Source organism: Marinifilum sp. JC120 (assembly GCA_004923195.1).
Classification (GTDB): domain Bacteria; phylum Desulfobacterota; class Desulfovibrionia; order Desulfovibrionales; family Desulfovibrionaceae; genus Maridesulfovibrio.
In genome coordinates this window covers 33,829-46,130 of the sequence record RDSB01000005.1, presented here as the reverse complement: position 1 = coordinate 46,130, position 12,302 = coordinate 33,829, and the positions used below count along the sequence as shown (strand labels likewise).

General features: G+C 48.1%; 12 protein-coding genes. 9 read left to right on the top strand and 3 right to left on the bottom strand.

The window, feature by feature from the left end; genetic code table 11:
- Positions 1–5 precede the first annotated feature (5 nt).
- Positions 6–485, bottom strand: a complete 480-nt coding sequence (locus D0S45_06570) for a cytochrome C (GenBank protein ID TIH17478.1) — start codon at positions 483–485, stop codon at positions 6–8.
- Between the two features lie 564 nt (positions 486–1,049).
- Here D0S45_06570 and D0S45_06565 point away from each other — a divergent pair.
- The 8 genes from D0S45_06565 to D0S45_06530 all read left to right on the top strand — a co-directional run bounded on the left by D0S45_06565 (position 1,050) and on the right by D0S45_06530 (position 8,303).
- Positions 1,050–1,610, top strand: a complete 561-nt coding sequence (locus tag D0S45_06565; GenBank protein ID TIH17317.1) for a heterodisulfide reductase subunit C — start codon at positions 1,050–1,052, stop codon at positions 1,608–1,610.
- Positions 1,607–2,497, top strand: a complete 891-nt coding sequence (locus tag D0S45_06560) for a heterodisulfide reductase subunit B (protein TIH17316.1) — start codon at positions 1,607–1,609, stop codon at positions 2,495–2,497. The genes D0S45_06565 and D0S45_06560 overlap by 4 nt, the downstream gene beginning before the upstream one ends.
- Positions 2,498–2,525: 28 nt before the next feature.
- Positions 2,526–4,484 (top strand): CoB--CoM heterodisulfide reductase iron-sulfur subunit A family protein, encoded by a 1,959-nt coding sequence (locus D0S45_06555; protein ID TIH17315.1) that lies wholly within the window; start codon positions 2,526–2,528, stop codon positions 4,482–4,484.
- On the top strand, positions 4,472–4,936 hold the full coding sequence (locus D0S45_06550; protein TIH17314.1) for a hydrogenase iron-sulfur subunit: 465 nt from the start codon (positions 4,472–4,474) through the stop codon (positions 4,934–4,936). Before D0S45_06555 ends, D0S45_06550 begins: the two co-directional genes overlap by 13 nt.
- 30 nt (positions 4,937–4,966) lie before the next feature.
- Positions 4,967–5,926 (top strand): 4Fe-4S dicluster domain-containing protein, encoded by a 960-nt coding sequence (locus D0S45_06545; GenBank protein TIH17313.1) that lies wholly within the window; start codon positions 4,967–4,969, stop codon positions 5,924–5,926.
- A 2-nt stretch (positions 5,927–5,928) separates the two neighbouring features.
- Positions 5,929–6,987 (top strand): hydrogenase, encoded by a 1,059-nt coding sequence (locus D0S45_06540; protein TIH17312.1) that lies wholly within the window; start codon positions 5,929–5,931, stop codon positions 6,985–6,987.
- Positions 6,980–7,810, top strand: coding sequence for a hydrogenase (locus tag D0S45_06535; GenBank protein ID TIH17311.1), 831 nt, complete (start codon positions 6,980–6,982; stop codon positions 7,808–7,810). Before D0S45_06540 ends, D0S45_06535 begins: the two co-directional genes overlap by 8 nt.
- A 121-nt stretch (positions 7,811–7,931) precedes the next feature.
- Positions 7,932–8,303 (top strand): response regulator, encoded by a 372-nt coding sequence (locus D0S45_06530; GenBank protein ID TIH17310.1) that lies wholly within the window; start codon positions 7,932–7,934, stop codon positions 8,301–8,303.
- Here the strand turns inward: D0S45_06530 and D0S45_06525 are convergent.
- Together D0S45_06525 and D0S45_06520 are read right to left on the bottom strand one after the other, a co-directional pair.
- On the bottom strand, positions 8,300–9,112 hold the full coding sequence (locus D0S45_06525) for a GNAT family N-acetyltransferase (protein TIH17309.1): 813 nt from the start codon (positions 9,110–9,112) through the stop codon (positions 8,300–8,302). The two genes, D0S45_06530 and D0S45_06525, sit on opposite strands and share 4 nt — an antisense overlap.
- On the bottom strand, positions 9,070–10,251 hold the full coding sequence (locus D0S45_06520) for an NAD(P)/FAD-dependent oxidoreductase (GenBank protein ID TIH17308.1): 1,182 nt from the start codon (positions 10,249–10,251) through the stop codon (positions 9,070–9,072). The genes D0S45_06525 and D0S45_06520 overlap by 43 nt, the downstream gene beginning before the upstream one ends.
- A 185-nt stretch (positions 10,252–10,436) precedes the next feature.
- Between D0S45_06520 and D0S45_06515 the strand changes: the two genes are divergently transcribed.
- On the top strand, positions 10,437–12,191 hold the full coding sequence (locus D0S45_06515; GenBank protein ID TIH17307.1) for a hypothetical protein: 1,755 nt from the start codon (positions 10,437–10,439) through the stop codon (positions 12,189–12,191).
- Positions 12,192–12,302 lie beyond the last annotated feature (111 nt).

Genomic DNA, 12,302 nt, shown 5'->3' with positions numbered 1-12,302 from the left:
CCTCCTTAGTGTGCTCCGCCGAAAATCAGCGGCTTGTAATTGAAATTATTGACCCGTTCCGCGTTGTGGCAGACTTCGCACTCCTCAATAGTCATTTTTCTTTTGATCAAATCCGGGTCACCGTCTTCAGAATGAAGAGAGCCGGGACCATGGCAAACTTCGCAACCGGCATCGGCTAAGTGAGGAGTCTGTTCAAAAGAAACAAAACCGCCGGGTTTCCCATATCCAGTGGCATGACAGGTAAAGCATTCTTTAAGCTCGTCAGCATCAAGATCTGAAGCCATGATTTTCACGCTTTTACTGGAATGGGCCTTTTTAGAAAATTTTTCATAATTCCGGTACTCCACCTCATGGCAATCAGCGCATGCCTCGGACCCCACATAAGTAGCTGAATCCGTGATACCGTACCCGGCCAACGAACAGCTGAAAACGACAATCACCGCCAGAATCACCCCAATTCGTACGGCAAACCCTTTATCTACCATAATAACCCCGCTGTTTTGATAGTCCTGCATCCTTCAAAACCAAGCCTCAAACTCCACTCCCACTAAAAAAGTTCGTACTATCACATATATAGACACTCAAGTACCCTGTTTTCATATAGAAGTGAAGTGCAAATTCACATTCTGACGTCTCTCTGTAGCAAAACTGAAACACTTTTTTTCAAGACGCAAAACATTATAGACAAGATCAAACCTCACCTCAATGAAATAATTAATAAATCTACAACACCTCTCTTTTTGCCAGTCTTACTTTTACAACACACCCTTCGTGTAACATTAAAATAAATTATCCATTGTCGATTTTACAGAACATTCAACCCTTCAAGACCAACACACAGAGCTCATAATCACTGCAGAATCTTAAAAACACAGCTCGAAAAAGAAAGCAGACTGAAACACGTTATTATCGCTTGCAGTTTCCATAGGACTTCTGGCAGAATACCCCCTCTTAAGAATCCATACTCTGTCAATAATCTTTAAGCCAATCTACGGAAACTAAAGGTCCGCTCCACCGGACTTTTAAAGCGGAAAGGCGGCTACTCATTTATGGGAATAGTGAATATTACTAAGACTTACGACGCCGATTTTGTTAAACAGGTAGAAAAGGAAAGCGGGCAGGACCTGTCCCTTTGCTACCAGTGCGGTAACTGTACCGCCGGATGTCCGTACACATTTGCGTACGACATTCCAGTAAGCAGAATCATGCGTATGGTTCAGGCAGGGCAAAAGGACACCGTGCTCAAATGCAAGTCCATCTGGCTTTGCGCGACCTGTGAATCCTGCACCACAAGGTGCCCCAACAACATCGACGTGGCTCACATCATGGATGTGTTGCGCCACATGGCCCGTCGGGAAGGATACGCTCCTGTACCCACGGTCAAAAAATTCTGGGACAGCTTCCTCGATTCCGTTGAAAATAACGGAAGAGTGTTCGAAGTGGGCCTGCTTGCGGCTTATGTAGCCAAAACAGGACGGTTCTGGACCGACCTCGATCTGGGGCCGAAAGTGCTGCCCAAGGGCAAAATGCATTTCAAACCCCACGAAATTCAGGGCAAGGATGAAATCAAGAAAATCTTCAAAAGGTTCCAAGAGGAGTCCCGCAAATGAGTGATTCCTTAACATACGCCTACTACCCCGGATGCTCCGGCACCGGGACATCCATGGAATATGATATGTCCACCCGGGCTGTCTGTGAAAAGCTGGGAATCCGGCTCACCGACATTCCCGACTGGAGCTGCTGCGGTTCCACCCCGGCTCACACTGTGGACCACTCACTTTCCAGCGCCCTCTCTGCCCGCAATTTACAGTTGGTGGAGAAAATGGATCTGGATACAGCGGTTACCCCCTGCCCCAGTTGTCTGACCAACCTCAAATCCGCAGAACATCGTATGAAAAAAGACGAAATGCGCGAGAAGGTCAACAAACTGCTGGACAATCCCTACAACGGCGGGGTTTCCACCAAATCAGTGCTTCAGATTCTTGTTGAAGATCTCGGTCTTAAAGCGCTGAAGGAAAGCACCATCAAACCGCTCAAGGGTTTGAAAGTTGCTGCCTACTACGGCTGCATCATGAACCGCCCGCCGGAAGTGATGAACTTCGATGACCCAGAACACCCCATGGCCATGGACAATATCCTGAAAGCCATGGGTGCCACCGTGCTGCCCTATCCTTTAAAGGTTGAATGCTGCGGTGCATCCTTCGGTATCCCCCGTAAGGATGTGGTCATGAGACTGTCCGGCAAACTGCTCGACGTAGCGGACGACATTGGTGTTGACGCACTGGTCACCGCCTGCCCGCTGTGCCAGATGAACCTTGATCTGCGTCAAACCCAGATCAACTCTGCCACTGGAGCCAAGCACAATATCCCCATCTTCTACTACACTCAGCTCATGGGGATAGCCCTCGGCATGAATGAAAAAGAAATGGGAATGGACAAGCTCTGCGTGAGCCCCCGTAAAGTTCTTGATGCCATCGGCAAAGAAGAGAAGAAATAGCGGAAACCCTGCTAAGGAGAAGACTTAAATGAAAATAGGAGTTTTTGTCTGCCATTGCGGGACTAACATCGAAGGTACCGTGGACACTGCCGCTGTAGCAGAAGCCGCGCGTGAATTCCCCGGTGTTGTTTTCGCAACAGATACAATGTACGCCTGCTCCGAACCCGGACAGGACGGAATAATAGAAGCTATCAAGGAACACAAACTCGACGGCGTAGTCGTTGCATCCTGCACACCCAGAATGCACGAACCCACCTTCCGCAAAACGCTGGAAAGGGCCGGACTCAACCGCTACCTCTTCGAAATGGCCAATATCAGGGAACACGTTTCCTGGATCGGCAAAGACCGCGAAGCCAACACCAACAAATCCGTTGACCTTGTTCGCATGGCAGCGGCCAAGCTGATCAACAACAAGCCTCTTAATGCCAAATTCTTTGACATGAATAAGAAGGTTATGATTGTAGGCGGCGGTGTTGCCGGTATTCAGGCGGCTCTCGACTGCGCCGACGGCGGCCTCGATGTTATCCTTGTTGAAAAAACATCCTCCATCGGCGGTAAGATGGCAAAACTGGATAAGACATTCCCCACTGTGGACTGCTCCAGTTGCGTTCTCGGACCTCGCATGGTTGACGTTGCCCAGCATCCCAATATTACTCTTCATGCCTATTCTGAAATTGAAGAAGTTAACGGGTATGTAGGTAACTTCGAAGTCAAAATCAAAAAGAAAGCCAGCTATGTTAACTGGGATCTCTGCACAGGTTGCGGAATCTGCATGGAAAAATGTCCCAGTAAAAAAGCTGACAATCCTTTTGACGAATATCTCGGCAAAGCCCCGGCAATCAACATCCCCTTTCCGCAGGCTATCCCCAAGAAAGCGGTTATCGATCCCGATTTCTGCATTAAAATCAAAAGGGATAAATGTGGCGTATGCGCCAAGGTCTGCCCTTCAGAAGCAATTGATTATACCCAGCAGGATGAATTCATCACCGAAGAAGTGGGCGCAGTTGTAGCCGCTACCGGTTATGATCTCTTCGACTGGACAGTATACGGTGAATACGGCGGCGGTCAGTACCCCGACGTTATCACCTCCATGCAATATGAACGCATGCTCTCCGCTTCCGGACCTAGCGAGGGACACGTTAAGCGTCCTTCCGATGGTAAAGAGCCTAAGAACGTAGTGTTTATTCAGTGCGTAGGTTCCAGAGATAAATCTGTTGACCGTCCCTACTGCTCAGGTTTCTGCTGCATGTATACCGCCAAACAGTCTATCCTCACCAAAGACCACATTCCCGATTCACAGTCTTATGTCTTTTATATGGACATCCGAGCACCGGGAAAAATGTACGACGAGTTCACCCGTAGAGCCATGGAAGAGTACGGAGCAAAATACATCCGTGGTCGCGTATCCATGATCTACCCCAAAGGTGATAAACTGATAGTACGCGGCGCTGATACCCTTATGGGTGATCAGGTTGAAGTCGATGCTGATCTTGTTGTACTGGCTGTCGGTGTCGAAGCAGCAAACGGAGCCACCGATCTGGCTAAAAAGCTGCGTATATCCTACGACAACTACGGTTTCTTCATGGAAGGACACCCCAAACTTAAGCCTGTTGAAACTAACACTGCCGGTGTTTTTCTTGCTGGTGCCTGTCAGGGCCCCAAAGATATTCCGGCATCTGTTGCACAGGGTAGTGCGGCGGCGGCAAAAGTTCTGGCCATGTTCTCCAAGGACCAGCTGGAAAGTGACCCCGCGATTTCTGTAGTCGATATCAAACGCTGCATCGGTTGCGGCAAATGCATCAGCACCTGCCCCTTCGGAGCTATTAAAGAAGTAGACTTCCGCGGCATGGTTAAAGCTGAGGTGATTGAAACAATTTGTCAGGGTTGCGGTATTTGCACATCCACCTGTCCGCAGGGTGCAATCCAGCTCCAGCACTTTACTGACAACCAGATTCTCGCGGAGGTTAACGCAGTATGCCGGTTCTAGAAGGTAAAGAACTCAGAATCGTCGGTTTTCTCTGCAACTGGTGCTCCTATGGCGGCGCGGATACCGCAGGCGTAGGAAGATTCACCCAGCCGACTGATTTAAGGGTTATCAAAGTTCCCTGTTCAGGAAGAATAGATCCTCTGTTTATTGTGAAAACACTCATGTCCGGTGCGGACGGAGTGCTCGTGTCCGGTTGTCACCCTAATGACTGCCACTACGCTGAAGGTAACTTCTATGCCCGCCGCAGGCTCGAAATGCTCAAAAGGTTTATCCCCATGCTGGGAATCGACCCTGACCGTTTCGACTACACCTGGGTTTCCGCATCAGAAGGCCAGCGTTGGCAGGAAGTTGTGACCAAGTTCACCGAACAGATTCACAAACTCGGCCCGGCCCAGAAAATTGAAGGCCCGGAAGCTGAGGAGACACTCAAATTGATGGAAGCCTCCCTCTAGGCAGGGCAATTCCACGCAAGGAGAAACAGAGTGAAAAATCTGGAAGATCTTAAAAAACAGATTAAGGATGCCCTGCCTGAATTGGACGTGGTCATCGGCTGGTCGGATAGTTTCGACCCGCTGCATGCCACCCCCCACTTCATACGCAGGGAAGCAGATATAGATAAATTGAAAGTGGACGCGCTCTGCGTTCACAACCTAGCTACCTACCTGCCCTCCCTGAAGGGTAAAAAGGTCGGTATCGTGGTCAAAGGCTGCGACAGCCGCAGTGTAGTTGAACTGTTGCAGGAAAACCTCATCAAACGCGAAGACGTGACCATCTTCGGTTTCGGCTGCAACGGTGTTGTGGACCAGACCAAGATCCGCCGCGCAGTGGGTGATGTAGGACAGGTTGAAACTTGCGAAGTGAGTGAGACTGAAGTCAAGCTCACCGTTGCAGGCAAAGAGCACAAGCTGCCCATGGCTGACGTCATTGCTGACAAATGCCAGACCTGCCGCTACCCCAACGCAGTGGTTTCCGACCAGTTTATCGGTGACGAGATAAAGGCCACCGCTTCCTTTGAAGACGGATACAAAGACCTTGAGGAATTCGAAGCCAAGTCCACCGAAGAGAAATTCAGTTTCTGGCTCGGTGAAATGGATCGCTGCATCCGCTGCTACGCCTGCCGTAACGCATGCCCCATGTGTGTATGCCGCGATCATTGCGTGGCCCAGTCCCGCGATCCGCATTGGCTGAGCCAGGAAGCCCACGTCCGCGACAAGTGGATGTTTCAGGTTATCCATGCCTACCATCTCGCCGGACGCTGCACCGAATGCGGTGAATGCCAGCGCGCCTGCCCGGTAGACATTCCCATCCTGCTCTTTAAGAAGAAGTTCAACAAGGAAATCAAGGAAGTCTTTAACTACGAGGCCGGACTCGATCCCGAGGCCAAACCTCCGCTTCAGACCTTCAAGATTGATGAACCTACTATCAAGGAGAAGGAGTGGTAGCCATGGCAAAATTCATCAAATCCGACAAGGTATCGGCATGGCTGGAAGAACTGGGTCAGAAACACGAAGTGCTCGCTCCCCGCAATGAGGGCGATTCCATTGTGTTCAAGCCCTACGACTCCAAGAAAGGTTTCAACATCGAACGCGAAGCAACCGCGCCCCCTAAAAAGGCCTGCTTCCCTCAGAGTGAAACCCTCGTGGAATTCAGCCACATCAAAGATCTTGAGAATCCTGAGAAAGTGGCCCTTGACGTTAAGGAAACCATTCCTGATTCATCATGGGTTGTTTTCGGCAGCCGTCCCTGTGACGCGCGCGGATTCACCATGTTCGACCGTGTTTACCTGAACGGCAAACACGTGGACGTATATTACAAAGCCCGCAGGGAAAACACCTTCTTCATCACTCTCGCGTGTGAAAAAGGCGAAACCACCTGCTTCTGCAACTGGGTTGGTTCCGGACCTTCCGATCCCAGCGGATCTGACGTGCTCATGGTTCCCGTGGATAGCGGCTACTTCCTTGAAGCAGTCAGCGACCGCGGTGAAGCACTGCTCGCCAGCTCCCTGCTGGAAGACGGCGGCTCCAAACAGGCTGAAGCGGATAAAGTTCGCGCCAAAGCCGACCAGTCCATGGGCGAAGCACAGGACCTTTCCAAGGCTCCGGCAAAGCTTCTCGAAGCTTTTGACGATCAGGACTTCTGGGAAGAACAGTCCGCCAAGTGCCTCAGCTGCGGTGCATGCACCTATCTCTGTCCCACTTGCTACTGCTTCAACATCACCGATGAATCCGACGGAGTCAAAGGTGAGCGCATCAGAAGCTGGGACAACTGCATGTCCTCCATGTTCACCATGGAAGCCAGCGGACACAACCCCCGCCCAACCAAGGCCCACCGCCTTAAGAACAGAGTCGGCCACAAATTCAGCTACTACCCGGACCTGCATGACGGAGTTATCTCCTGCTGCGGTTGCGGTCGCTGTATCAAGAGCTGCCCCGTGGGCGTGGACATCCGCGAAATCGTCCTGAACGCTATTGCATATGAAGCAAAGGAGAAGGCAAATGACTAGCAATCCTTATCTTCCGGCAATGGCCACCATTCAGGAGGTCATCAAGGAAACTCACAATATCATGACTTTTCGGGTGACTCTCAACAACCCGGAAATCAGAAAAAACTTCACCTTTGAACCCGGTCAGGTGGGACAGCTGTCCGCCTTCGGTATCGGTGAAGCAACATTCGTTATCAACTCCACCCCCACACGCATGGATTATCTGCAATTCAGTGTCATGCGTACCGGTGAAGTTACTGAGAAGCTGCACACCTTAAATGCCGGCGACCAGATTGGTGTCCGCGCTCCTTTAGGCAACTGCTTCCCTTACGAAGAGATGAAAGGCAAAGATATTGTCTTCGTCGGTGGTGGTATCGGTATGGCTCCTCTGCGTACCCTGCTCTACTACATGCTGGATAACCGTAAAGATTACGGCAAAATAACTTTGCTCTACGGTGCAAGAAGCCCTGTAGACATGGCATTCAGCTATGAGCTGCCCGAATGGATGGAACGCGACGACCTCGACACCCATCTGACCATTGATGCGGAATACGAAGGCTGGAAGCACAACGTGGGACTTATCCCCAACGTGCTGCTGGACATCAAGCCCTCGGCCAAAAACGCATACGCAGTAACTTGTGGACCGCCGATCATGATCAAATTCACCGTGCAGGCTCTTGCCAAGCTCGGTTTCAAGGATGATCAGATCATCACCACTCTTGAAAAACGCATGAAATGCGGCGTCGGCATCTGCGGTCGTTGCAACATCGGCACCAGCTACGTATGTCAGGACGGTCCTGTCTACACATACGAACAGCTTAAGGCACTGCCTAACGAAATGTAATTATCCCGGTCCCTGCGACTGGCTCCAATTACACAAAAAGAACCCCGTCCTTATATCAAGGGCGGGGTTTTCTTTCGGCTTTATCTTTACAGCTAAGCTTTTTTTTTATTATTATGAGATCATGAAAATCTTGTTAGTTGATGATGAAAAGATAAATGTACTCTCCGCCTCACGTTTACTCGAAAAACAGGGGCACTCTGTCACGACGGCATGCAATGGCCTCGAAGCTCTCGATAAGCTGGAAGAATCAGATTTCGAATGCATCCTGATGGATATCCAGATGCCGGAAATGGACGGCTATGAAGCGATTGACAGAATCCGTGATGAATTTGTTTTTGGCGAGAAGTCCAAAACCCCCATCATAGCCATGACCGGGCATTGTTATTCTGATGCCTTTGCTGAATTCGAACGGGCGGGGATCAAGTATTACGTGTGCAAGCCGTTCGATTTTAAGACGCTACTTGATGTTATAAAAGAAGCCACTACAAGTTAAAAGACAAACTTCAGCACTCTATGCCCACAAACAAAGCCTGCCCGCTGCAAAGCCTTTGCAGAAGCACGATTTTCATTGCTGCAACTGCATATGGGATTGTAACCCTGTTCAAGCATAGCTGACTTCAAGAATGAAACGATATAAGCTCCGCAGCCCTGATTTCTGAATTCAGGAGCCACAAGCACCCCGACATCCATATAATTTCGACCGGCAATAACCGGGGTGACTATCCCGCACCCCCGAACACTACCAGCACAATCAAACGCGTAAAGATTGCCTTCTGCAAAATAATGCTCAATTTCAGCACGGTCATGAAAAAAACCGTCATCAAAAGCCACAATCGTATCAATATCAGCTTCATTTGCCGGACGCATACATTGGCCTTCAACTAAATGAAATGAACTATCTGCGATTTCCCTGAACAGAAGTCCCACTGTGCTCATATGTACCTGCCGACTCAATGAAACAAACAGCAAATCACTATCAAAAGATTTACAAAGCACCTGCTTTATCCGGCAAAAATCAACAAGAGTATCAAACAGGAATATTAATTTTTCCCTAAACTCTCCGGGCACAAAAAACTCTACAAGGGAATCACCGCTTACCACAGCGTACCCCATATCACCCATTAACCAAACAGCACCTTCTCGGACCAATTCTTCCAGATAAAGGTCCTGAGCTTTGGTCAGAGAGTCGAGATATTCATCACGCATCCCCTGCGGAATGGAGCTTACAGACTTTATTTCAATCATACGGCAAACCCATACTAAACAAACTGCGCCGCCGCGTACCCCGAAGACCATGCCCATTGCAGATTATAGCCGCCCAGCCAGCCGGTCACATCCAGCACTTCGCCGACGAAATAGAGTCCGGGGACTTTCTTGGCTTCCATGGTCTTTGACGAAATTTCGTCAGTATCAACACCGCCTGAAGCAACCTCGGCCTTTGCAAATCCTTCGGTTCCCTGCGGCTTGACCATCCACGAATGAATGCGCTCAGCCAAAGCGAGCCTGCGTTCCTTGGTCAACTGACTGATTGCGGTATCACCATCCTGATCATCCAAAAGCAAACCGACCATTTTGCGGGTAAAATAGCGGGCTAAAAAGTTATGCAAAGCAGTATTTTCACTGCGATGCGCCTCTAAAAGATCTGAAATGTTGTGATCCGGCAGTAGATTAATAGTAAGTGCAGATCCACGCCGCCAGTAATTGGAAATCTGGAGCACTGCCGGACCTGAAATACCCTTATGGGTGAAAAGCATATCACTGCGAAAGACACGCCCTTCGCATTCAATAGAAACAGGCAAAGCATTGCCGCTAAGTTCCTTACAAAACTTCCCGTCACGTCCGCCGATAGTAAACGGAACCAAGGAAGGCCGGGCCGGAATAGTTTTCAAACCGTACTGCTCCGCAATTTTGTAACCGAACGGAGTAGCCCCCACTTGAGGCGATGCAGGCGATCCAAGCGCAACAACAAGTGACTCCGCCTCGAAACTCTGTCCCCCGCTCTTGACCACAAACGGACCTTCCCCGCTGATTGATTCAATCTCACGGTTCATAAGTGTTTCCACGCCCGCACGGTGGCATTTGGAAACCAGCAGTCCGGCAATCAGTCCGGCCCCGTCAAGGGTGAAAAGCTGTCCGTCCTCGCGCTCTTCATATTCAATCCCGGCCTCGGAAACGAGAGAAATAAAATCCCACTGATTGTGCCGCGCCAATGCAGACTTCACAAAATGGGGGTTTGCGGAAATATAGTTATCCGCCACAACATCCATATTGGTAAAGTTGCACTTGCCACCCCCGGCAACACGGATCTTACGCCCCGCCTTACCGGAATGGTCCAGCACCAGCACCTTACGCCCGCGCGCAGCAGCATGCATGGCACAATAAAGCCCGGACGCGCCCGCGCCGAGAATAATTACATCATAATTTGAAGAGGTATTGCTCATGAGAGGGGTTGTAGGCTGGTTTGGGGGCTGGGTAAAGGAATAAAAAGGGGGTGCGCATTTGCTGGCGGAGTATCCACTTTTCTATTTCAGTTGCTAGACGAAATATGGATGATCTTGTAAAAGAGTTCTGCTGTAATTTATAAATAATATTTGATTAAGAACTTCGTTTAGTTGGAGTAATATATATGCGTCGGGGAAATGGATTTGTTCGTGTCTTTTCGGGGATGATGCTCGCCCTTATTTTGCTTTTGGGGGTTTGTGCGGGTGTTGGGGCTGCGGTTAAGGCTGATAAAGTCTCTCCTGAACAAATTGATGAGATTGAACGTAAGATATTCAGCATTGAAAGCGATATAACTGAGATAAAGAATTTTCAGGTTAATAATAGTGGGCAGATGTGGTTTGAACGGACTAAGGAGCAGGCTGAGCATGTTCGGGAATGGTCTGAAAATCAAAAGAAGAATATCGATTTCTTTTACAATGCCCTCATCTGGATTTCAGCAATTGCCGCCTTAATTTTATCCGTTCTGGGTTTTCTATTCCATAGACAACAAGAACAAGCTGCACTCAAAAATCAGAATGAACTTGAAGCTAAGATCAATGAAATTGCAACAGAGTTAAATTCACAAGCTGAAGATGCGATTGAAAACATAAAAATAAAACTAGAGACTCAACAAAATGATTTTTCATCTATGGCTATGGAAGTTCAGAATTTAATCCAAACAAAAGAAGAAGAAATTTCAGAGTTAGTTAAACGGTGCAAGGAACATGAGACGGCTTGTGCTGCGCATAAAGAGAAAGCAAAAAATGATTCCAAAGCAATTGAGGAAACACGTAAAATTGCAGTCGACAAATTTGAACGCAGTGAAGAGGAAGCTAAAGCTTTAGAAGAAGTTGCCAAAGACGAAGACGCTTCCACTTATGATCGTTTACGAGCTGCAGCTCTTCAATATCAAGATACTGAAGAATGGGAAGATGCCCTTTCGACATGGAAAACATTAGCAAAAATGTTTCCCCTAAAAGCAGAACCATTCTTTGCTCAAGGCTATATTTTTCAAGTACATCTTACTTCAAATGACATTTTTCAAGATACTGAATATAAATCACAAGCTGAAAGCAACTATCGTATGGCCATAACAATCGATCCAAAGCACACATATGCATTATATAATTTAGGAATATTATTAGAAGACAAAGCGCAAAACGAATATGGAATTCAAAGACAAGATTTATTCGAACAAGCAGAAAAAAATTATCGCGAAGCAACAGACATTGATCCCAATTTTAGTAGAGCATGGAACAATTGGGGTTGGTTTTTATACCGAAAGGCCAAGCTGGAGAATGAAAAACAACAAACAGATATCTTAGACCAAGCTGAAAAAAAATATATGAAGGCTACAGATAGCGATCATGACAATTTTCTCGCATGGAACAATTGGGGGGTACTTTTAAAACACAAAGCCCGTAATAAACAGGGACAAACTAAAAGATATATACTTAAGCAAGCTGAAACAAAATATATCACTGCTCTTAAAATTCAACCCGAAAATCCAAAAGCATTATATAATTGGTCCTGCTCCCTCATAGATAGAGCTAAAATCTCTACCCCCCCCAACAATTCACTTTTAAATTTAGCAAAAATAAAATCTCTTGCTGCTGAAAAAATAATTAAAGGCTACGGAGCATATAATCTTGCTTGCATAGCGTCTTTACAAAAACAATTTGAAACGTGTAAAAAATGGATCATTAAACCAGAAGCACTTGCTCCCTTCATCTCTCCCTGCGAACACCTTAAATCCGACACCGACCTCGACAACATCCGCAACCACCCAGACTACAAAGACTGGTTCGAAGACTTCGTAAACCAAGTCTGCCAAGAAGAACAAGAAGCCAAAACCAAGCAAGCTGAATCAGACGGAAAAGACACAGACACCGAAGCATAAATAAAGGCGAAGAGCACCAGCTCTTCGCCTTTCACGTTTCACATCCAAGCCAGCAATCCCCCTCCCCCAAACTCAACACTTGCCCATCCCCGCAAAGACGGGTATTGAGGG